This window comes from Bradyrhizobium sp. Arg816 (genome assembly GCF_029989365.1).
In the GTDB taxonomy this organism is placed as follows: Bacteria; Pseudomonadota; Alphaproteobacteria; order Rhizobiales; family Xanthobacteraceae; genus Bradyrhizobium.
This window is the reverse complement of the sequence record NZ_JAPRAQ010000009.1, coordinates 252,936-273,172: the sequence shown is the minus strand read 5'-3', so window position 1 is coordinate 273,172 and position 20,237 is coordinate 252,936. Positions and strand designations below refer to the sequence as shown.

Genomic DNA, 20,237 nt, shown 5'->3' with positions numbered 1-20,237 from the left:
CCCCAATTGCTAACGATTGATGAAGCCGCAATGCAGCGAAACAGGATTTGTTAACGCAGGTGCCGCGGCAGCTTGGGCAGGAACACCGCAAGCAGACCGATCGCCGGCAGCCAGGCACAGACCTGGTAGACGAACTCGATCGAGGTGTGATCGGCGAGCTTGCCGAGCACGGCGGCACCCAGGCCCCCGATGCCGAAGGCGACACCGAAGAACACGCCGGAGATCATGCCGAAGCGGTGCGGCACCAGTTCCTGCGCGAACACGATGATCGACGACGTCGTCGAGGAGATGATCAGGCCGATGATGACGCTGAGCGCCGCGCTCGCATAGAGCTCGGCATAGGGCAGCGCCAGCGTGAACGGCAGCGCGCCGAGAATCGAGATCCAGATCACGATCTTGCGGCCGAAGCGATCGCCCAGCGGACCGCCGAAGAACGCGCCGACCGCATTCGCGGCAAGGAAGATGAAGAGATAGATCTGCGCCGCCTGCGTCGACACGCCGAAGCGATCGATCAGATAGAAGATGTAGTAGCTCGACAGGCTCGAGACGTAGAGCTGCTTCGAGAACAAGAGCGCCACCAGCACCGCAAGCGCGACCGCGACGCGGCGCGAACTCGGCGCGTCGGGATGGGCCTGAACCGTCGCCGTCTTCTTCGCCTTGATCTGCGGCTCATACCAGCGGCCGATGCGCCAGAGGATGAGGATCGCGAGGAACGCGATCGAGGAGAACCAGGCGATGCTGCCCTGCCCGAACGGCACCACGATCAGCGCCGCCAGCACCGGCCCCATCGACGTGCCGAAGCTGCCGCCGAGCTGGAACACCGATTGCGCGAAACCATAACGGCCGCCGGAGGCGAGCCGCGCGATGCGCGCGGATTCAGGGTGAAACACTGCCGAGCCGAGGCCGACCAGCGCGGCGGCGACGAGGATGACGAGATATTGGTGTGCAGCGCTGAGCAGCAGCAGGCCGAAGAAGGTCGAGGCCATGCCGATCGCGAGCGAATAGGGCTGCGCCTTCTTGTCGGTGTAGTGCCCGACGACCGGCTGGAGCAGCGAGGCCGTGAACTGGAAGGCCAGCGTGATCATGCCGATCTGCGCGAAGTCGAGCGCGTAGGTGTCCTTCAGGATCGGATACACCGAGGCGATCAGCGACTGCATGGTGTCGTTGAGGAAGTGCGAGAAGCTGATGCCGGCAAGCACGACATAGGCCGGCCCTGCGGCAGCCCGGGCGGGCGTGACGTCGCTGACGACGACCGGCTCGGTCAGCGTTTCCTCGGAGACGACGACAGGCTTGTTCAATGGAGCATCCCGGCGGGCACGACAGATTGCCGCGACCAGCCAATTACGATGCAAGCGACGGTGGAACCACCGCCAATCGTCGATGGCTGGGATGCGAGTGTCGTCGGCCGGTCAAGAGCGCTTCACCCTCCCCTGGAGGGGGAGGGTCGATCGCGCGCAGCGCGAGCGGGGTGGGGTGATCTCTCCACATGGAAAGCTGCCCGTGAGGAGAGATCACCCCACCCCGGCGCTTCGCGCCGACCCTCCCCCTCCAGGGGAGGGTAAGAAAGACCTCAGGCCGCGGCCTGTCCGAGCGCGGAGACGATGGTGTCGACGACGTCCTCGACCAGCAGGCGGTCCTCGCCCTCGCCCATGACGCGGATCACGGGCTCGGTGCCGGACGAGCGGATCAGGAGGCGGCCGTGGCCGTTGAGCCGCTTCTCGCCGTCGGAGATCGCCGATTTGACGTCGGAATCCTCGAGCGGCTTGCCGCTCTTGTAGCGGACGTTCTTCAGGATCTGCGGCAGCGGGTCGAAACGGTGGCAGACTTCCGACACCGGCCGGCGCAGCTTCTGCACCACGGCCAGCACCTGCAGGGCCGCAACGAAGCCGTCGCCGGTGGTGGCATAGTCGGACAGGATGATGTGGCCGGACTGCTCGCCGCCGAGATTGTAGCCGCCTTTCAGCATCTGCTCGAGCACGTAGCGGTCGCCGACCGGCGTGCGCACGAGATCGAGCCCCTGCCCCTTGAGGAAGCGTTCGAGGCCGAGATTGGACATCACGGTGGCGACGATGCCCGGCCGCGACAGCCGCCCGTCTTCCTTCCAGCTCTGCGCGATCACCGCGAGCAGCTGGTCGCCGTCGACGGTGTGGCCGCGCTCGTCGACCAGGATGACGCGATCGGCGTCGCCGTCGAGCGCGATGCCGATGTCGGCGCGCATCTCGCGCACCTTCTTCGACAGCGTTTCCGGCGAGGTCGAGCCGCATTCCTTGTTGATGTTGAAGCCGTCGGGCTCGACGCCGATCGGCACGACGTCGGCGCCCAATTCCCACAGCGCTTCCGGCACCACCTTATAGGCGGCGCCGTTGGCGCAATCGACCACGACGCGCAGACCGTCGAGCGAGAGATCGCGCGGCAGCGTGCGCTTGGCGAATTCGATGTAGCGGTCGTGCACGCCGTCGATACGGCGGGCGCGGCCGAGGCTCGCGCTCTGAGCGAGCCGCTTGTCGAGGGATTCGTCGAGCAGCTGCTCGATCTGCTTCTCGACGTCGTCGGACAGCTTGAAGCCCTGCGGGCCGAACAGCTTGATGCCGTTATCCTCGAACAGATTGTGCGAGGCCGAGATCATCACGCCGAGATCGGCGCGCATCGACTTGGTCAGCATCGCCACTGCCGGCGTCGGCATCGGGCCGACCAGCAGCACGTCCATGCCGACCGAGGTGAAGCCCGCGACCATCGCATATTCGATCATGTAGCCGGACAGACGGGTGTCCTTGCCGATCACGACCCGGTGGCGATGATCACCGCGCTGAAACGCGAGACCTGCCGCCTGGCCGACCTTGAGCGCGAGCTCCGGCGTGATCAGTCCGTTGGCGCGGCCCCGGATCCCGTCCGTCCCGAAATATTTGCGGCTCATAATCGTCCCCCACGCAACAACCAGGGACCCCTCTACAACTACGGGATGCCCGAAAGGGACCCGCATCCCTGATTTGCTGAGACGTTATAATGCCTTCGAGGCTAACTTGGCTTCAAAAAATGTGATTAATCATTACGGGACCGGGCCCAAGCCGCCCCGGTAACTTATTGTTAGCACTATATTTCCGACCGACGGGGCGAACCGGAGCGGAACCCGCCCCCTAGTCGGAGCGCTTCACATGGCCGTCCTGGCGGCTCGGCGCCGGCTGGGTGACGTTGACGGGATCGGAACCCGGGAAGGTCTCTTCCAGGCCCTCCTCCAGCGCGTCGTCGAGATCCTGCTTCTCCTTGATCTCTTCCGGTGTCGGCTGTCCGTGCGGTTTGCTCATGGCGCCCTCCTCGCAAACGATTTGGCTGTGCATCCAACCATGCTAGATGACCCCTCGATCTTCCGATGCAAGACTTCTGAAGCAAGACTTCTGATGCAAGACGGGCCGGGGAAACGTTCATGAAGCACATCACCTGTATCGACGACCTGCGCACGCTGCATCAGCGCCGCGTGCCGAAGGCGTTCTTCGACTATTGCGACCGCGGCTCCTATGCCGAGGAAACGCTGCGCGCCAACCGCGAGGACATGCAGGCGATCAAGTTCCGCCAGCGCGTCCTGGTCGACGTCTCCAGGCGCGACACCTCGACCATGATCCTCGGCGAGTCCTCGACCATGCCGTTGATCTTGGCGCCCGTCGGCCTCTTGGGCATGCAGCATGGCGACGGCGAGATTCATGCCTGCCGCGCCGCGCAGGCCGCCGGCATCCCGTTCACGCAGTCGACGATGTCGATCTGCTCGATCGAGGACATCGCCGCCAATGTCGAGAAGCCGTTCTGGTTCCAGCTCTACGTGATGAAGGACCGCGGCTTCATCAAGGAATTGATCCAGCGCGCGATGGCGGCGAAATGCAGCGCGCTCGTGCTGACCGTCGATCTCCAGGTGATCGGCCAGCGTCACCAGGACATCAAGAACGGCATGACGGTGCCGCCGGAATGGTCGCTGTCGAAGCTGATCGATTTTGCCACCAAGCCGGCCTGGGTGTCGGGCGTGCTGCAGGGCAAGCGCCGCACCTTCGGCAATCTCGCCGGTCACCTGAAGGTCAGCGACGACATCACGTCGCTGTCGACCTGGATCAACTCGCAGTTCGACACCTCGCTGAACTGGAACGACATCGAGTGGATCCGCAGCATCTGGCCGGGCAAGCTGATTTTGAAGGGCATCCTCGACGTCGAGGACGCCGAGCTCGCCGCGAAGACGGGCGCGCAGGCGCTGGTCGTCTCCAACCATGGCGGCCGTCAGCTCGACGGCGCACCGTCCTCGATCGAGGTGCTGCCGGAGATCGTCGACGCGGTCGGCTCGCAGATGGAGATCATGTTCGACGGCGGTGTCCGCTCCGGCCAGGACGTGATGCGCGCGCTCGCGCTCGGGGCAAAGTCCTGCATGATCGGCCGCGCCTACGCCCATGGCCTCGGTGCCGGCGGCCAGGCCGGCGTCGCCAAGGCGATCGACATCATCCAGAAAGAGCTGCTCACGACCATGGGCCTGTGCGGCGTCAACAGGATCGACGAGATCGACGATCATATTATTGCGGTGTGACCGAAGCGGCGGCGCCGTAGGGTGGGCAAAGCGAAGCGTGCCCACCAATTTCGCGAAACGCGGGAAAGTGGTGGGCACGGCGCAAGTGCGCCTTTGCCCACCCTACGAGTTCAGCGCCAGTCCCTCACATCGGCGGCGTAATCCCGTCGCGACCGACGTTCACCCGGTTGGCCTCCAGCGAGCCGTCGTCCTTTTTCGCCGCGCCGAAGATGATCAGCTTGGCGCCGGGCTTGATCTCGGATTTGTCGCTGGCGACGAAGGTGACGATCGGCGTGTCCGGCGGCACCACCACTTTCTTCTCGCCGTCCTTGTACTTGACGGTGATGTTCTGGCCGTCGGTGCCTTCCACCGTCTGCGCCACGGTCGCGTTGGTCATGGTCGAGTTGGCGCGCGCATCCCAGGGACGAAAACCTTCGGCCGCGCCGCGCTGGTTCTCGGGGAAGATGTGGACGGCGATCGCCCTCTGCGTGCCGTCGGGCTCGGGCATGCCGGTCACGCCGATATAAGAACCTTCCTTGATCTCCGCGAGCGACGTCTTGACCACGGCGAAGACCGCGACGTTGTCGGTCATGCGCACCTTCACGTCGCTGCCTTCGCGCGTCTTGATGCCGAGCGTGTTGCCGTCGACGCTCTCGATGGTGCCGCGGATGCGCACCGTCGGCGCCTGCTGCGCCGAGGCGGAGAACATCGAAGTGACGGCGAACGCGGCCACGAACAGACGTGGCATCCAGCTTGATTTCGACATGTGGCCATCCTCCATCACATCGGCGGTGTCAGGCCATCGCGGCCGACACTGACGCGGTTGGTTTCGAACGAGCCGTCCGGCAGCTGCTTCATGAAGGCGATGACTTTCGCGCCGGCCTTCAGCTCGGATTTGTCGCCGGGCACGAAGGTCACGACCGGCGTGTTGTCGGCGACGAACACCTTCTTCTCGCCGTCCTTGTACTTCACCAGCAGCGTATGGCCGTCATTACCGACCACGCTCTCCGACACCGTGGCATTGGTCATGCTGGAGTTCGGCTTGAGGTCATAGGGCCGCGAGCCCTCGCCGGTGCCGCGCATGCTCTCCGGAAACACGTGGACCTCGACCGCGTTCTGGCCGCCGTCCGGACCCGGCACCGTGGTGGCACCGACGAAGGAGCCGACCTTGATGTCGGCGAGTGAAATTTTGGTAATGCCCGACACGTTCACGTCAGGGGCGATGCGAAGCTTGACGTCCTCGCCGCTGCGCGACTTGACCTGCATGGTGTCGCCATTGACGCTCTCGATCGTGCCGCGCACGCGCGTCGGCACCGGCGCCTTCTGCGCGACGGCATAGAGGGTGGAAGCGGCCACCATCGCGACGGCGATGAGCGGACGTGTGAATGTTGCACGTTGAACAGGCATGACGGTCTCCGGATTGTCCCCACTGGGATAGAACTCCGGAGATGGGGCGCTATTCGCCGTTATTCTTTCAAGTCTTTGTGAGATCGGCCTCGACCTGCGCACGCAGCTCCGTGGTGACTTCCGGCCTTTGGCCGAACCACAGCTCGAAGCCGCGCACCGCCTGGTGCAGCAGCATGCCGAGGCCGTCGGCGGTGTTCAGGCCGCGCGCCTTCGCAGCCGCCAGCAGCGGCGTCACCAGGGGAACGTAGACGAGGTCGGCGACGACCGCCCCGTCCGGCAGGCGCGCCACGTCGACATCGAGTGAAGGCTGGCCGTGCATGCCGAGCGAGGTCGTGTTGACGAGAAGTCTTGCGCGCGGCAGCAAATCGTTGATGCCGTCCCAGGGAAGCGGATGCACGTTCGGCCCGAACTGTCTTGCCAGCGTCTCGGCGCGCGCGATGGTCCGGTTGGCGAGGTGGATTCGCTTGATGCCGCGTTCGAGCAGGCCGAACACGACCGCGCGCGAGGAACCGCCGGCCCCGAGCACCAATGCTTCTTCCGCCCTGTCCCAACCGGCCGCTGCGGCATCGAGATTGCCGATGAAACCTTCGACATCGGTATTGGTCGAGCGCAGCTCGCCGTCGGCAAACCACAGCGTGTTCGCAGCGCCGACGGCCCTGGCGCGCGCATCGGGCGTGGACAGCGCCAGCACGCCTTCCTTGTGCGGGATGGTAACGTTGGCGCCGACGAAGCCGCGCAGCGACAGCCGCAGCACGAAGTCGCGCAGATCCTCGGGCGGGACCGCCTCGATGACGTAACCTCCCTCGATCCCGAGCGTGCGCAGCCAGTAGCGATGGATCAGCGGCGAGCGCGAATGCGCGGCCGGCCATCCGATCAAACAAGCTGCGGGAGTCCTGGGCGCGGTCATCTTTCCCTCGGGTCGTGTTCGAGGCGATCCATTTCGCGTCCCGCTGGCTCTGTCAAGCGCGCGGCCGCCGCATCGCCGCAGCCACGATCGCAGCCAAAGCCAGCGCCGCGGCAGCGGCGAACCAGATCGCGGCGAGGTTGATCCGGGCATAGCCGAGCGCCCCGGCCGCCGAGCCCGCAACGAGCGCCGCCCACAACAGCAGGTTCGGCGCCCAATTCCAGCGCGGCCCGCCGGTGAGGCTCACCGCGAGGAACTGGCCGACCTTGACCAGCGCGCCCGTGACATAGGTGAGGCCGAGGCCCGCGCCACCATCGATCTGGAACACGGCGTTCTCCAGGCCCATCGCGAGCACGATGGCCGCGATCGCGAGGTTGGACAGGCCGTAGGCATGGCAAAGTCCGGCACCCGCAAGCAGCCCGGTTTCAATGAGAAGCAGCCAGGGCTGCCGCTCGGCCCCGCCGCCGAGCACGACGAGGCTGCCGGCCGCAGCACCGGCCACGAACAGCGCGATCAGGCCGAGGGCGCTGGCGGCATGCCACCATTGCGCTTCCGCAAGGCTGACGCCGAGACGCGTGGAGTTGCCACTCATGAACGAGACGAACAGGCCGCCGAGATGCAGGAAGCCGATGCCGTCGACATAGCCCGCCAGCATGCTGAGCGCGCAGGCCAGCACGATGTTGCGACGCGAATCCAGCATTCCCTGCACCACCGCCGTGACGCGGCAGTGTCGATCAAATCGGCCGGCTTGAGAAGTGCGCTGCCGTCAGGTCGCGGCCGCGTCGTCGGCCACGGGCTGCGCCGCGCCGGCCTTGATGTCGGCGACGGCACGCGCGATGGTCTCGCGATAGCGCGCACGCGGCGGCGTCACGCCATGGGTGAGCAGCGCGCGGCGAACCGGAGGCGACGCCCCGGTGATGAACAGCCGGATGCCATGGCGGTGCGCCTTGGCGGCGACGCGGCCGAGCACGTTGGCGGCCGTCGAGTCCAGGAACGGCACCGCGGCGAAATCGACCACGAGACCCTTGCGCTGCTCGGCGATGCCGTCGAGCACGTTTCCGATTGCCGAGGCGGCACCGAAGAAGAACGCGCCGGTGATGCGATAGACCAGCACGTCGCGATCGATGGCGAGCGCGGGATCGTAAGGCACGCGCTCGCCATTGCCGTCATCGGGACGATCGGCGGCCACCAGCGGGGAGCGCTCCTCGATGCCAGTCATCTCCGCCATGCGGTGGATGAACAGCACCGCGCCGAGCGCGAAGCCGACCAGGATGCCTTCGGTCAGGTCGCGGAAGATGGTGAGCAGGAAGGTCGCGAGCAGCACGACGGCATCGCCCCAGGATGAGCGCAAGAGCGTTGCGAATTCGTGCTTCTCCGCCATGGTCCAGGCGACGACGACGAGCACGGCGGCGAGCGCGGCCAGCGGGATGTAGCTCGCGAGCGGCGCCGCGATCAGCATGAACAGCAGCAGGAAGGCCGAATGCAGCATCCCCGCGAGCGGCCCGCGCGCGCCGGCGCGGATGTTGGTGGCGGTGCGCGCGATCAGGCCGGTGACGCAGATGCCGCCGAACAGCGCCGAACCGATGTTGGCCGCGCCTTGCGCCACCAGCTCGCAATTGGAGCGGTGGCGGCGTCCGGTCATGCCGTCGGCGACCACCGCCGACAGCAGCGATTCGATCGCGGCCAGCAGCGCGAACGAGATCGCGTCAGGCAGCACGGCCGTCGCCTTCGCAAGCGAGAACGCCGGCAGCGCCGGAGACGGCAATTCGCGCGGAATGCCGCCGAAGCGGCTGCCGATGGTTTCCACGGGCAGCGACAGCACGGCAGTCGCGACCGCCGCGAGCACGACCGCGATCAGGATGCCGGGCCAGGACGGCCGCCAGCGCCGCAAGGCTGCGATGATGACGATGCTGACGATCGCGACCGCGACGGCGGACGGATTGATCGTGTGCAGGCCTCCGGCGAGCGCAACGAGTTTCGGCACGAATTCGCCGGGCTCTTTCCCGGCCAGCGTGATCCCTGAGAGATCGCGGAGCTGGCTGGCGAAGATGATCACGGCGATGCCCGCGGTGAAGCCGACCGTGACGGGGTAGGGAATGAACTTGATGTAGGTGCCGATCCGCAACAGGCCCGCGGCGATCAGGACCATGCCCGCCATCAGGGTGGCGAGGATCACTCCGTCGACGCCGTGCCGCTCCGCGGTCACCGCGACCAGCACGATGAAGGCGCCGGCAGGCCCGCCGATCTGGAAGCGACTGCCGCCGAGCAGCGATACGATGAAGCCGCCGACGACAGCGGTGTAGAGCCCGCGGTCCGGCGTCACGCCGGAGGCGATTGCGATCGCCATCGACAGCGGCAGCGCGACGATGGCAACTGTCAGGCCCGCGAACACATCGGCGCGGAAATCAGCGACGCCATAACCCTCGCGCCAGACGGTGACGAGCTTTGGCAAATACAGTTCGGCAAAGGTCGGCTGACGCGGTCGATGCAGCCCGCCTGCCCGCTCGCTGGTGATGCTCATGCTCCGCTGCCCCACAATGCTCCGGTGCATCGTGCAGCGCGCGCGTGCGACGATGCGCTAGCTCATCCTGATTCCGGGCACGATCATCACACCGATCATGCCCCGACGCGGCGCGGCGGCCCCGGCTCCTTCAGGCGAACGCCCCGCCCGCCGCTGTCGCTGCGGGCCTGCTCGCCGATCAGCTCGACGCCGGCCCGGTCGAACGCCTCGACCACCTTGATCAAGGTCTCGACCACGCCGCGAACATTGCCGGTGCTGGCCTCCATCCGCTGGATGGTCGGCAGCGAAACGCCGGCGAGCTCGGCCAAGGCTTTCTGGTCAATGCCAAGCAGCGCGCGGGCTGCCCGCATCTGGAACGACGTGATCACCGTGGCCTCACGTATCAGAGCTTATAAGTGATATCTGGAGCATGCACAATGATGTAAAATACATCATTGCGAGCGCTTGGTGCAAGTGCCCTTCCGTCATTGCGAGCGCAGCGAAGCAATCCAGAATCCCTCCGTGGAAAGACTCTGGATTGCTTCGCTGCGCTCGCAATGACGCGTGGAGAGGACACCGCCTCACTTCCTCACCCCGTAAGAAGGGGGAGAGGAAGTGAGCGAGCGGAGCCTCCCTCACCGCGCGAGGCGGATCACGCCGCGTGCTGATGCGCGGCGATGATCTGGTCGGCAGCGCGGCCGGTCACCTCGGCCATGTGGTCGAACTGACGGGTGAAGCTGCCGGCTCCGGCCGTGGCCGAACGCAGCTCGACGATGAGCTCGCCGATCTCCGCCTCCGGCATCATGGCGCGGACGCAGTCCCATCCGCTCCAGCCGTCACGGGTGTCGAAGCCGAGGATCTGGCCGCGCCGCGCCGACAGGATCGCGTTGATCTTGGCGGTAGCGTCGGTCGGGCAGACGATCTCGACCACGTGGATCGGCTCCAGCAGCACCGACTGGCATTGCGGCAGACCTTCGTTGAGTCCGACCCGCGCCGCCGTGCGGAAGGCGAGGTCGGAGGAGTCGACACTGTGGTAGGAGCCGTCGGTCAGCGTCACCTGTAGATCGGTGACGGGGAAACCGAGCGGGCCGCGCGTCAGTCCGTCGACAACGCCCTCTTCCACCGCGCCGATATAGTTGCGCGGCACCGCGCCGCCCACGACCTTTTCGGCGAACTTGAACCCCTCGCCGCGCGGCAGCGGCTTGATGTCGAGCACGACGTCGCCGAACTGCCCGTGGCCACCGGACTGCTTCTTGTGCCGGCCGCGCTGGACGATCGGCTTGCGGATGGTCTCCTGGTAGCCGATCGCGGGTGGCTGCGAGGTGATCTTGACGCCGAAGCGGTCGCGCAGCCGCTCGCTCGCCACGCGCAGATGCATTTCGCCCTGGCCCCACAGCACGGTGTCGTGGGTCTGGGCGTTCATCACGATGCCGAGCGAGGGATCCTCCTCGTGCAGCCGGGCAAGGGCCTGGCCGAGCTTGACGTCGTCCTTGCGGTCGGTGGCGGCGACCGAGATCGCGAGCACCGGCGGCGTCGGCTCCGGGGCGAACAGCGCAGCCGGCGGGGACTTGCCGCTCGAGACCGTATCGCCGGTCTTGATCGGGTCGACCTTGGCGAGCGCAACCGTGTCGCCGGCTTCGGCCGCGGCACGCTTGGTATCGTAGGCGCCGTTGACGGCGAGGATGCCGGAGATGCGGCCGCTCCCGCCGGAGGCGGATTGCAGCGTGGCGCCGTCGTCGAGATGGCCGGCGAGCAATCGCGTCAGCGACAGCTTTCCGCCGTGCTGCGAATGCAGCGTCTTGAAGACGTAGCCGAGCGCCTCCTTGCTGGCCGGCACACCGAGACGCTTTGCAGTTTCCTCGATGCCGGGCGCCTCGTGGCGTAGGGCCTTCATCAGGCGCAGCACGCCGTTTTCGCGCGCGGCGGCCCCCAGCAACACGGGGCAGATCTGCCCCTCGCGCAATTCGCGCGCGAGATCGTCGAACACCGCATCGCGCGGCGGCTGGATGTCCTCGAGCAGTTGCTCCATCAGCGCGTCGTCGTGATCGGCGAGCTTCTCCAGCATCGAGAAGCGGGCCTCCTTCTCGCGATCGAGATCTCCGCCTTCGAGCGCGACCACCTCGGAGGCCTTGTGCTCGCGGTAGATGAACGCACGTTCCAGCGCGAGATCGACGAAGCCCTCGATCAGCTCGCCCTTCCAGATCGGAATCTGGCGCAGCACCAGCGGCACGCGCGAGGCCGGCTGGAGCGTTGCCAGCGTCTCGCGGATGCGCTTGTTGGCGCGGTCGATCTTGTTGAGGAACAGGAAACGCGGGATCTTCAGCTCCTCCAGCTCGCGCAGGATGATCTGAAGCTGCGGCAGCTTCTTCTCGTCGGCCTCGCAGACCACAACCGCGGCGTCGACAGCGGGAAGCGCTGCACGCATGTCGTGGGCGAACTCAACGGAACCGGGACAATCGAGGAAGGTGTAGCTGTCGCCCATGAAACTCGTGGTGGCGGCAGTCAGGCCGACGGTCATCTTGTGATGACGGGCCTCCGCGGAGGCGTCGCCGACGGATGTTCCGGCGTCGACGCTGCCGGCGCGGGGGATTGCGCCCGTTCGCGCCAGTATTGCTTCGAGAAGTGTGGTTTTACCGCTTTGGAATGGGCCCACCAGTGCGATGCACCGTGGACCTCGGGGACTTCTGACGTCTTGTCCCATTCGCCGCCTCCTTGGTGTGGAGCTCGGCCCATGATTGGGTCGGCAAACGCCGATGCTCTGCCCGTCCCCGAGATTTGGCAAGCATCAAAAATCGCTGCGGTGCGTCGTTGCCGAAATCGCGTCGGACCGACGCGATCAGCACACGCGAAATTGTCAACGACCCGGACGGAGTTCCAGCCTCTCGAGGCCGGCGGCGACGTTGAGGCCGACCTGGCCCTGCACGCTGAGCGGCTGGAGCGCGATCGAATTGTTGGAGCCGCCGACCAGCGCGTTGCCACCGATACCGACGCCGACCGAGGCGCTGCCCTGCGCGCCGGCATAATTGCCCGAGAGATCGCCGGGGCCGAGCCGGTCGACCGGCGCGAACACGCCCCAGGCAAGCGTGGTCTCCTGGGTGATGCCGATGTCGAGGCCCACTTTACGGATGGTCGCGACGTAGCGATCTTCCGGCAAACCGTCGGCACGCAGGACGCAACCGAGATTGGTCACCGATCCCACGATGAAGCCGACGCTGGCGCCGCCGCGGCATTCGAGCACGCCGACCCGGACCATCCGCTGCTGCTGAGCGCCGCTGTTTGCGACGGAGGCAACGAGGCTGGCCGCGGCGAGCCCGGCGAGGATGAACGAACGGCGCATGAATGTCTCCGGCGATGAATGTGATGCGAGCAGAGAGAGCGCCCCACCCGTGTTGCGCGATGGTCTATGCCACAAGAGCCGTGGTGGTGCCAGATCACGCGTGACGATAAGCGTGCAAACAATAAAAAGGCCCGCCGGAGGCGGGCCTTTTCGATAGGTATTTGTCGATAGATATTTGCGACAGGCTCAGCGGAGATTGCCGCAGAAGCGCTGGATGCGCTTGCAGGCGTCTTCGAGGTCCGAGGTCTTGGTCGCGTAAGAGATGCGGAAGGCCGGGCCGAGGCCGAACGCCGAACCCTGCACCACGGCGACGCCTTCGGTCTCGAGCAACTCGGTCACGAAGGTCTCGTCATTGTCGATCACCTTGCCCGACGGCGCGGTCTTGCCGATCGTGCCGGCGCAAGAGGGATAGACGTAGAAGGCGCCTTCGGGACGCGGGCACTCGATGCCCTTGGCCTGGTTGAGCATGGAGACCACGAGGTCGCGGCGCTCCTTGAACACCTTGTTGTTGGCGGGGATGAAGTCCTGCGGACCGTTCAGCGCTTCCACCGCGGCCCATTGTGCAATCGACGACGGGTTCGAGGTCGACTGCGATTGGATCGTCGACATCGCCTTGATGAGCTGCGCCGGACCGCCGGCGTAGCCGATGCGCCAGCCGGTCATGCAATAGGCCTTCGACACGCCGTTCACGGTGAGCGTGCGGTCGTAGAGTTTCGGCTCGACCTGCGCGACCGTGGTGAACTGGAAGTCGTCATAGACGAGGTGCTCGTACATGTCGTCGGTCATCACCCAGACATGCGGATGCCTGACCAGCACGTCGGTGAGCGCCTTCAGCTCGGTCCTGGTGTAGGCCGCACCGGTCGGGTTCGACGGCGAGCACAGGATCACCCATTTGGTCTTCGGCGTGATCGCACGCTCCAGCGCCTCGGCCTGGAGCTTGAAGCCGGTCGCGGCGGTGCAGACCACCGGCACCGGCTCGCCGCCGGCGAGCGCCACCATCTCGGGATAGCTGACCCAGTACGGCGCGGGGATGATCACCTCGTCGCCCGGATTGATGGTCGCCATCAGCGCGTTGTAGAGCACCTGCTTGCCGCCGGTGCCGACGATGATCTGGTTCGGCTTGTAGGCCACGCCGTTCTCGCGCTGAAACTTGCCGATGATGGCTTCCTTCAGCTCGGGAATACCGTCGACGGCGGTGTACTTGGTCTTGCCGGCTTCGATGGCATGGATCGCAGCCAGCTTGATGTTGGCGGGCGTGTCGAAGTCGGGCTCGCCGGCACCTAAGCCGATGACGTTGCGGCCCGCCGCTTTCAGCGCACGTGCTTTATCCGTGACCGCGATGGTCGCGGACGGCTTCACACGGTCGAGCGCAGCGGCAAGGAAGGACATCGTCATCTCCTGACAAGCGTCGTGAACCCTTTGGCCTCACGACTCCAATTGTGGGAATGAGCCACCCTAAAACGTGTGCCGCTGCGCCGCAAGAAACTTCGGCCCGATCTCGAAAAAGTTTACGGATCTGGAGCGCTTCTAGACGCGTTTTTCCGCAATTTTCCGTAACTTTGCCACGCAAATCGCTCATATCCGGGAAGGCTTGTCCTCGGAGCAATTTTGCGTGTCGCCATAGCGAAATCTGAACGCCGTCATGCCCGGGCTTGTCCCGCCTGCGCGGCCGAAGCCGCTTCGGCGCGGCGAAGGCCCGGGCATCCACGTTCTTTGTGTCGTATGTCGAGCGTGGATGGCCGGGTCAAGCCCGGCCATGACGATGCGGAAGCTTCTGCGTCCTGACCGCTCTCGCGAGGCGCGATCGTCCCGCGGCCGCGCGCTGACGCAAGCGTGATCTGATTTGCAGCGTCGCAGGAAATGATCTTCCGCGGCATTGCGGTGCGGTAGGGTTTTCGAGTTTTTCTATGACGCGGGTCTTGCGGCGGATTCGCAACGGCATCATTGTTTAGCCGCGATGCGAAGTAACGAACACCGCACCTTCCCGTCCTCGGAACGAACTCCCAGAATGTACAAGCTCTATTCGATGCAACGCTCCGGCAACAGCTACAAGGTCCGCCTTGCGCTGGCGCTGTTGAACGTGCCTTACGAAGCGGTCGAGGTGGACATTCTGCGCGGCGAAAGCAAGACGCCGGACTTTCTCTCCAAGAACCCGTCCGGACAAGTGCCGCTGCTCGATGTCGGCGATGACCGCTATCTCGCCGAGTCCAACGCCATCCTCTGGTACGTCGCGGTCGGCACGCCGCTCGCGCCCGAGAACCGCATCGACCGCGCCGAGGCGCTGCAATGGATGTTCTTCGAGCAGCACGCGCTCGAGCCGAACATCGGCGCCGCCTATTTCTGGCTGTCGCTGGTCAAGGGCGGCCGCGATCTCCAGACCCACTCCCTGGAAGACTGGATGGAGCGCGGCTATGGCGCGCTCCAGGTGATGGAAAACCACCTCAAGACCAACGCCTATTTCGCCGCCCGCCAGCTCACGGTCGCCGACATCGCGCTCTACGGCTACACGCACCTCGCCGACCGCTGCGACTTCGACCTCTCGACCTTCCCGGCGATCCGGGACTGGTTGAAGCGCGTCGAGGCCGCCCCCGGTTTCGTATCGATGGACTGGCGGCCGGCGGACGTCGACGACCCCGCCAGCATCGCGGCGGGCGCCTGACGGCGCGCTGGCTCCGGGAATAGCGGGCATAAGGGCAGCCTACGCCGCATTCTCGCCATCTTCGCCGCTATGGCCGCCCCAATATTGCCGGTTGAAACAGGGAAATTGTTCGAGTCGCGGGTGATTCGCTCGCACGTTGAAGGATTTAGACCATGATTCGGGCGTCCGGCACGGCAGGCTTTCGAGGCCAAACCGTTACCGTTTCGTCTTCCCGGCTGACCAACGCGGTCGTGGCCTCGCTCGCCGTCGCCGCACTCTCGCTGTGCCTGATCGTCACCCTGACAGTGCTGTCGACCAAGGCGACCATGGCGATGGGCCTGCCGGTCTGATCCCCGTTTCATCCCGGACCCGCCTTCAAGGTGCCGCGCGGCCCGCGCCGACCGGCATCGCGACAGGACACCGATGAAATCGCCTGTGGTAGTCGTTGCAATCACCCTGACTGCGGCCATCCTGGTCGCGGCATCGCTGTTGATTTTCACCGGCATGCGCAAGAGCCCGGGGACGTCGACGCTGAATGCGCCGGGGCAGCAGCAGCGCCTCAGGCACGCGCATTTCGTCTAAAAACAGCCGCAAGCTTTGCCCCTGCCGGCAACTGCCCCTTAAGCGCATCGCGTGAAATTGCATCGCGTGGGCGCAACGATCAGCCAGTGTTGCGGCCTTACCTCGTTCAGGAGCAGCGAGACTGGTCCATGCGGTTCGGATGGCGTGCGATCTCCGGTCCGGCGCTGACGGCGGCAATTGCGCTGCTGGCGATCCTGCTCGATCGTTATGTCCCTGTTCCCTCGCCTGCGCCCCTGTTCGTCTGCATCGTGGCGCTCGCCGGCTCGCTGTCGGGTCTCGCTTCCGCCATGACGAGCGCTGCCGTCGCGGTGATCGGCGCGGCGTTGTTCTTTCTGGCCCATCGGGCCCTGCCGGGCTATGCGGCGGCGGATCTGGTCCGGCTCGGCCTCCTGGCCGTGACGACTGCCGGCACGGCCGCAATCACCGGCCTGATGCGCGAGCGGCTGCTCGGCACATTCGCCGCCGAGCGCCAGAGCCACGCCACCGCCGCGCGACTGTCGGCCGCGCTCGACCAGGTCGACATCGGCATCGTGCTGCTCGACGCCGAGACGCGTGCCGAATTCATCAACCGCGCATTTCGCGACTATTTTGCGCTGCCGGACGAAGTGGCCGACGGCAAGCCGCCCTTCATTGCGCTGATGTATCACGGCCGCGACACCGGCGCGTTCGAGCTGCCCGAGGATGAGCTCGGTACCTTCATCGCGCAGCGGATGGAAATGGTGCGGATCGGCGATGCCACGCCGATCAACATCGCCTTGCGCAATGGCGAGGTGCTGCGCTTCGTCTGCGCCGCCCTGCCCGATGGCGGTCGCATGCTGGGCTACACGCCCGTGACCGACCTCGTGCGCCACACCGACCCGCCCGCGCGCGCCGACTACTACCGCTCGCTGCGCGATCCCGCGAGCCGCAGGCTGATGCGGTATTTGCGCGTCGCGGAGTGATGCGACGGCGCGATTGATCGGCGGTGCGATCATCACGTATGAAGGACGCTTCATCGCCTTGCGTCCTCCGAGATCGCGGATACTCACATGTCGCTCACCATTCGCTCCATCACGAAGCAGGACTACGATCAATGGCTGCCGTTGTGGGATGGCTATAACGCTTTCTACGGCCGCTCCGGCCCGACCGCGCTGGCGCCCGAAATCACGCGGATGACGTGGCAGCGCTTCTTCGATGGCTATGAGCCGGTGCATGGGCTGGTCGCCGAGAGCCACGGGCGCCTGCTCGGGCTGACGCACTACCTGTTCCATCGCAGCACCACCGCGATCGAGCCGTCCTGCTATTTGCAGGACCTGTTCACGCTGGAGGCCGCGCGCGGCAAGGGCGTCGCCTCGGCGCTGATCCACGGCGTCTACGAGCGCGCAAAGCTCGCGGGGTCCCCGCGGGTCTACTGGCAGACGCACGAGACCAACGTCACGGCGCAGAGCCTGTACGACAAGGTCGCCGAGCGCTCCGGCTTCATCGTCTATCGCAAGATCTTCTGATCGCGGCGCCCGCGGAGCCCCTGTGGATAACTCTGCCTGTCACCCGCGCGTAACATAGCGGGACTACGCTGCACCTGCGTCTGATCAGGCCCCCCGTCACCGATCAAGCGCCCCAAAGCGGTCCCCGTCAGTCGCCGCGTCTGACAGGGGCCGCATTTTTTTGTCCGCTCTGTCAGCATGGCAGCAGCGCGGCGGGCAGCTTGCCGGTCGCGGCCGCCGCGGTCACAATGCGCCCCTGCTCATCTCTGACAGGATCTCCCATGGAAATTCGTAATCTCGGCGCCTCCGGCCTCCGCGTGTCCGCGGTCGGGCTCGGCTGCAATAATTTCGGCCAGCGCATCGACCTCGAGGCCTCGCGCAAGGTGATCCACCGCGCGCTCGATCTCGGCATCACGCTGTTCGACACCGCCGACATCTATTCGAACATGGGCGGCTCGGAAAACGTGCTCGGCGCCGTGCTGGGCGATCGCCGCAAGGACATCGTGCTGGCGACGAAATATTCCAAGCCGATGGCGGAGGACGGAACCAAGCAGGGCGCCTCGCGCCGCTACATCATGGAGGCCGTGGACGCGAGCCTGAAGCGGCTGAAGACCGATTACATCGATCTCTACCAGCAGCACGATTACGACCCGCTGACGCCGATCGAGGAGAGTCTTCGCGCGCTCGACGATCTCGTCCGCCAGGGCAAGGTCCGCTACATCGGCAATTCGAACTTTCCGGCGTGGCGGATTGCGGAAGCGGAGTACGTCGCGCGCGCGATGAATGTCAGCCGCTTCGTCTCCTGCCAGGACGAATATTCCCTGGTCGTGCGCGACATCGAGAAGGACCTGTTGCCGGCAGCAACGGAATACAAGCTCGGCCTGTTGCCGTTCTTCCCGCTCGCGAGCGGACTTCTGACCGGCAAATACAGGAAGGGCGAGTCCGCACCCGGCGACACCCGCTTCGGCCAAACTCCGCGACTGCGCGACCGCTACGTTACCCCGCGCAACGAGGCGATCGTCGAGAAACTGCAGGCCTTTGCGCAAGCGCGCGGACACTCGATGCTCGAGCTCGCCTTCTCCTGGCTCGCCGGCCGCCCGCAGGTCTCGAGCGTCATCGCAGGCGCCACCCGCGTCGAGCAGATCGAGCAGAACGTCAAGGCAATCGCGTGGAAGCTCAGCGCCGATGAGATGGCGCAGATCGACAAGATCACCCAGGGCTGATGTTTGAAGCGCGGCGCGTTACTTCGCGCCGCGTCCCACCGTCTGCATCACCTCAAAGCCTTCGAACTGGGGATGGCCGAGATAAAGCGGCTTGTTATCGCCAGCGCGCTGATGCGCCGCGCGAAACGCCTCCGACTTGGTCCACGCCTCGAATGCGGCATGGTTCGCCCAGATCGTGTGCGAGGCATAGAGCGTGTGGTCCTCGAGCTCGGGGCCGCGCAGCAGATGAAACTCGACGAAGCCAGGCACCCCGTCGAGAAACGTGTCGCGCGAGAGCCAGACCTGTTCGAAAGCGGTTTCAGAGCCCTTGGTGACGCGGAAGCGGTTCATGGCGATGTACATGCGGGTGATCTCCTGATGCTCGGCTCATCATGTCGTCATTCCGAGACGTACCGCAAGGCGCGGGCCGGGAATGCCGGTGGCTGCTATTACGCCACCAATCCCTTCATCGGTCTCGCGCTGGCGCTGTCCGGGAACACCGTCTCCGCCAGCACGCGATCGGACAGGCCGAACTGACCCTGCAGCACGCCCTTGATTACCGAGCGCAAATCCGTGGTGGGCTTGAGGTCGCGTCCCTCATACAAGTTCGCGAGCTTGAGGCCGGGCCAGTCGGAGATGACGCGGCCGCCCTTCACCGCGCCGCCGGCGAGCAGCGCGATCGTTCCCGTGCCGTGATCGGTGCCGTCGGTGCCGTTGATGCGCGCGGTGCGGCCGAACTCGGTGGCGACGACGATTGCGGTGTCGCGCCAGCGCTCGCCGAGGCCGCTTTCGAATTCGGCGAGCGCGCCGTCGAGGCCGCCGAGCAGGAAGGCCAGACGCCCGACCGGGCCGCCTTCATTGGCATGCGTATCCCAGCCGTCGAAGGCGAGCGCGGCGATGCGCGGGCCGTCGTCGGCCGCCATCAGTTTTGCGGCGCCACGCGCGATCTGCCGCATCTGCGCGACCTGGTTGCCGCCCTTCGGCTTCATGTCGTCGCCGCTGGCGACCTTGTCGAGCTGGAGACCTTGCGACAGCGCGGAGGCCAGCGCGGGATCGCGGTGGCGATAGAGATCGACCAGCCGCATCGCGGTGTCGTCGTCGGCCTGCGGCAGCGCCACCGGCGCCCAGCCGACGGTCGGCGCATTGCCGCGCAATACCAGCGGCGTGGTGGGACCGACCGCGAGCCCGCTCGACACACGCTCGCCGCGCGGCAGCGCTTCGAGCGCGCGATTGAGCCAGCCGGATTGCACGCGGCCGGGGCCGGCATAGCCGCTTTCGAGCACGTCCTGGCCATCGAAATGCGAGCGGTCGCGATAGGGCGTCGCCACCGCGTGGATCACCGCGGCATGCATGTCGCGATACATGCGCGCGAATTCCGGCATCGCCGGATGCAGCGCGAAGAAAGTATCGAGCATGATCGCCGGATGCGCGCCGTCGGCGGCAAGCGCGATCGAGCCGTGCAGGCCGGCATAATCTGGGTCACCGAGCGGCGCGACGGTCGAGAGCCCATCGAGCGCGCCGCGCAGGATCACCACGATCAATCGCGGATCGCGCCCGCCGGCCGCGCGCGCGAATTTCGGCAAATAAGCCCAGGCCGCGAAGGAGGAGCCGCCGAGCAGCAGGCCGCGGCGCGAGGTGAGGAGCCGGTTCTCGACGCAGTCGATCAT

The 20,237-nt window shown here is 65.9% G+C and carries 21 protein-coding genes; 7 read left to right on the top strand and 14 right to left on the bottom strand.

Annotated features, from left to right (window positions below; all coding sequences use genetic code 11):
- Positions 1–50: 50 nt before the first annotated feature.
- The 3 genes from OWC48_RS23425 to OWC48_RS23415 form a co-directional block, all read right to left on the bottom strand.
- Positions 51–1,298: an MFS transporter gene (locus OWC48_RS23425; protein ID WP_282522066.1), complete on the bottom strand. Its 1,248-nt coding sequence runs from the start codon at positions 1,296–1,298 to the stop codon at positions 51–53.
- Positions 1,299–1,570: 272 nt separating this feature from the next.
- Positions 1,571–2,914: a phosphoglucosamine mutase gene (gene glmM / locus OWC48_RS23420; protein WP_071909589.1), complete on the bottom strand. Its 1,344-nt coding sequence runs from the start codon at positions 2,912–2,914 to the stop codon at positions 1,571–1,573.
- Positions 2,915–3,134: 220 nt separating this feature from the next.
- Positions 3,135–3,302: a hypothetical protein gene (locus OWC48_RS23415; RefSeq protein ID WP_208084565.1), complete on the bottom strand. Its 168-nt coding sequence runs from the start codon at positions 3,300–3,302 to the stop codon at positions 3,135–3,137.
- A gap of 119 nt (positions 3,303–3,421) precedes the next feature.
- Here OWC48_RS23415 and OWC48_RS23410 point away from each other — a divergent pair, with 119 nt between their 5' ends.
- A complete protein-coding gene (locus OWC48_RS23410) occupies positions 3,422–4,558 on the top strand; it encodes an alpha-hydroxy acid oxidase (RefSeq protein ID WP_282522065.1) in 1,137 nt (378 codons plus the stop codon).
- A gap of 124 nt (positions 4,559–4,682) precedes the next feature.
- Here OWC48_RS23410 and OWC48_RS23405 read toward each other — a convergent pair whose 3' ends face one another.
- The 9 genes from OWC48_RS23405 to OWC48_RS23365 form a co-directional block, all read right to left on the bottom strand.
- On the bottom strand, positions 4,683–5,303 hold the full coding sequence (locus OWC48_RS23405) for a hypothetical protein (RefSeq protein WP_282522064.1): 621 nt from the start codon (positions 5,301–5,303) through the stop codon (positions 4,683–4,685).
- 14 nt (positions 5,304–5,317) lie between these two features.
- Positions 5,318–5,944: a hypothetical protein gene (locus OWC48_RS23400; RefSeq protein ID WP_282522063.1), complete on the bottom strand. Its 627-nt coding sequence runs from the start codon at positions 5,942–5,944 to the stop codon at positions 5,318–5,320.
- Between the two features lie 67 nt (positions 5,945–6,011).
- Positions 6,012–6,851: a shikimate dehydrogenase gene (locus tag OWC48_RS23395; RefSeq protein WP_282522062.1), complete on the bottom strand. Its 840-nt coding sequence runs from the start codon at positions 6,849–6,851 to the stop codon at positions 6,012–6,014.
- A 52-nt stretch (positions 6,852–6,903) separates the two neighbouring features.
- Positions 6,904–7,548: a YoaK family protein gene (locus OWC48_RS23390; protein WP_282522061.1), complete on the bottom strand. Its 645-nt coding sequence runs from the start codon at positions 7,546–7,548 to the stop codon at positions 6,904–6,906.
- A gap of 66 nt (positions 7,549–7,614) precedes the next feature.
- Positions 7,615–9,369, bottom strand: coding sequence for a SulP family inorganic anion transporter (locus tag OWC48_RS23385; protein ID WP_282522060.1), 1,755 nt, complete (start codon positions 9,367–9,369; stop codon positions 7,615–7,617).
- A 95-nt stretch (positions 9,370–9,464) separates the two neighbouring features.
- Positions 9,465–9,737 carry a helix-turn-helix domain-containing protein gene (locus OWC48_RS23380; RefSeq protein ID WP_014492044.1) on the bottom strand — a complete coding sequence of 91 codons (273 nt, stop codon included), beginning with the start codon at positions 9,735–9,737 and terminating at the stop codon, positions 9,465–9,467.
- A 263-nt stretch (positions 9,738–10,000) separates the two neighbouring features.
- Positions 10,001–12,049, bottom strand: coding sequence for an elongation factor G (locus OWC48_RS23375; RefSeq protein ID WP_282522059.1), 2,049 nt, complete (start codon positions 12,047–12,049; stop codon positions 10,001–10,003).
- Between the two features lie 153 nt (positions 12,050–12,202).
- A complete protein-coding gene (locus OWC48_RS23370; RefSeq protein WP_282522058.1) occupies positions 12,203–12,685 on the bottom strand; it encodes a DUF992 domain-containing protein in 483 nt (160 codons plus the stop codon).
- A gap of 186 nt (positions 12,686–12,871) precedes the next feature.
- Positions 12,872–14,074, bottom strand: a complete 1,203-nt coding sequence (locus OWC48_RS23365) for a pyridoxal phosphate-dependent aminotransferase (protein ID WP_039157959.1) — start codon at positions 14,072–14,074, stop codon at positions 12,872–12,874.
- Positions 14,075–14,693: 619 nt separating this feature from the next.
- Between OWC48_RS23365 and OWC48_RS23360 the strand changes: the two genes are divergently transcribed.
- The 6 genes from OWC48_RS23360 to OWC48_RS23335 all read left to right on the top strand — a co-directional run bounded on the left by OWC48_RS23360 (position 14,694) and on the right by OWC48_RS23335 (position 18,591).
- Positions 14,694–15,344 (top strand): glutathione S-transferase family protein, encoded by a 651-nt coding sequence (locus tag OWC48_RS23360; protein ID WP_282522057.1) that lies wholly within the window; start codon positions 14,694–14,696, stop codon positions 15,342–15,344.
- A gap of 152 nt (positions 15,345–15,496) precedes the next feature.
- Positions 15,497–15,673 carry a hypothetical protein gene (locus OWC48_RS23355; RefSeq protein WP_187387820.1) on the top strand — a complete coding sequence of 59 codons (177 nt, stop codon included), beginning with the start codon at positions 15,497–15,499 and terminating at the stop codon, positions 15,671–15,673.
- A gap of 73 nt (positions 15,674–15,746) precedes the next feature.
- Positions 15,747–15,905 (top strand): hypothetical protein, encoded by a 159-nt coding sequence (locus tag OWC48_RS23350; protein ID WP_282522056.1) that lies wholly within the window; start codon positions 15,747–15,749, stop codon positions 15,903–15,905.
- 128 nt (positions 15,906–16,033) lie between these two features.
- Positions 16,034–16,846 carry a PAS-domain containing protein gene (locus OWC48_RS23345; RefSeq protein WP_282522055.1) on the top strand — a complete coding sequence of 271 codons (813 nt, stop codon included), beginning with the start codon at positions 16,034–16,036 and terminating at the stop codon, positions 16,844–16,846.
- A gap of 87 nt (positions 16,847–16,933) precedes the next feature.
- Positions 16,934–17,389 (top strand): GNAT family N-acetyltransferase, encoded by a 456-nt coding sequence (locus tag OWC48_RS23340; RefSeq protein WP_282522054.1) that lies wholly within the window; start codon positions 16,934–16,936, stop codon positions 17,387–17,389.
- A gap of 260 nt (positions 17,390–17,649) precedes the next feature.
- Positions 17,650–18,591: an aldo/keto reductase gene (locus OWC48_RS23335; RefSeq protein WP_282522053.1), complete on the top strand. Its 942-nt coding sequence runs from the start codon at positions 17,650–17,652 to the stop codon at positions 18,589–18,591.
- Between the two features lie 18 nt (positions 18,592–18,609).
- Here OWC48_RS23335 and OWC48_RS23330 read toward each other — a convergent pair whose 3' ends face one another.
- Together OWC48_RS23330 and OWC48_RS23325 are read right to left on the bottom strand one after the other, a co-directional pair.
- Positions 18,610–18,933: an antibiotic biosynthesis monooxygenase gene (locus tag OWC48_RS23330; protein ID WP_085399303.1), complete on the bottom strand. Its 324-nt coding sequence runs from the start codon at positions 18,931–18,933 to the stop codon at positions 18,610–18,612.
- An 86-nt stretch (positions 18,934–19,019) separates the two neighbouring features.
- The gene (locus OWC48_RS23325) at positions 19,020–20,237 is read right to left on the bottom strand and encodes a DUF1501 domain-containing protein (protein ID WP_282522052.1); all 1,218 of its coding nucleotides are present in this window, start codon (positions 20,235–20,237) and stop codon (positions 19,020–19,022) included.

Bases quoted from the DNA above. Each gene is read 5' to 3' on its own strand.
- glmM (WP_071909589.1), bottom strand. From the start codon at position 2,914: ATGAGCCGCAAATATTTCGGGACGGACGGGATCCGGGGCCGCGCCAAC.
- OWC48_RS23415 (WP_208084565.1), bottom strand. From the start codon at position 3,302: ATGAGCAAACCGCACGGACAGCCGACACCGGAAGAGATCAAGGAGAAG.
- OWC48_RS23410 (WP_282522065.1), top strand. From the start codon at position 3,422: ATGAAGCACATCACCTGTATCGACGACCTGCGCACGCTGCATCAGCGC.
- OWC48_RS23405 (WP_282522064.1), bottom strand. From the start codon at position 5,303: ATGTCGAAATCAAGCTGGATGCCACGTCTGTTCGTGGCCGCGTTCGCC.
- OWC48_RS23400 (WP_282522063.1), bottom strand. From the start codon at position 5,944: ATGCCTGTTCAACGTGCAACATTCACACGTCCGCTCATCGCCGTCGCG.
- OWC48_RS23395 (WP_282522062.1), bottom strand. From the start codon at position 6,851: ATGACCGCGCCCAGGACTCCCGCAGCTTGTTTGATCGGATGGCCGGCC.
- OWC48_RS23390 (WP_282522061.1), bottom strand. From the start codon at position 7,548: ATGCTGGATTCGCGTCGCAACATCGTGCTGGCCTGCGCGCTCAGCATG.
- OWC48_RS23385 (WP_282522060.1), bottom strand. From the start codon at position 9,369: ATGAGCATCACCAGCGAGCGGGCAGGCGGGCTGCATCGACCGCGTCAG.
- OWC48_RS23375 (WP_282522059.1), bottom strand. From the start codon at position 12,049: ATGGGACAAGACGTCAGAAGTCCCCGAGGTCCACGGTGCATCGCACTG.
- OWC48_RS23370 (WP_282522058.1), bottom strand. From the start codon at position 12,685: ATGCGCCGTTCGTTCATCCTCGCCGGGCTCGCCGCGGCCAGCCTCGTT.
- OWC48_RS23365 (WP_039157959.1), bottom strand. From the start codon at position 14,074: ATGTCCTTCCTTGCCGCTGCGCTCGACCGTGTGAAGCCGTCCGCGACC.
- OWC48_RS23360 (WP_282522057.1), top strand. From the start codon at position 14,694: ATGTACAAGCTCTATTCGATGCAACGCTCCGGCAACAGCTACAAGGTC.
- OWC48_RS23355 (WP_187387820.1), top strand. From the start codon at position 15,497: ATGATTCGGGCGTCCGGCACGGCAGGCTTTCGAGGCCAAACCGTTACC.
- OWC48_RS23350 (WP_282522056.1), top strand. From the start codon at position 15,747: ATGAAATCGCCTGTGGTAGTCGTTGCAATCACCCTGACTGCGGCCATC.
- OWC48_RS23345 (WP_282522055.1), top strand. From the start codon at position 16,034: ATGCGGTTCGGATGGCGTGCGATCTCCGGTCCGGCGCTGACGGCGGCA.
- OWC48_RS23340 (WP_282522054.1), top strand. From the start codon at position 16,934: ATGTCGCTCACCATTCGCTCCATCACGAAGCAGGACTACGATCAATGG.
- OWC48_RS23335 (WP_282522053.1), top strand. From the start codon at position 17,650: ATGGAAATTCGTAATCTCGGCGCCTCCGGCCTCCGCGTGTCCGCGGTC.
- OWC48_RS23330 (WP_085399303.1), bottom strand. From the start codon at position 18,933: ATGTACATCGCCATGAACCGCTTCCGCGTCACCAAGGGCTCTGAAACC.
- OWC48_RS23325 (WP_282522052.1), bottom strand. From the start codon at position 20,237: ATGATCGACTGCGTCGAGAACCGGCTCCTCACCTCGCGCCGCGGCCTG.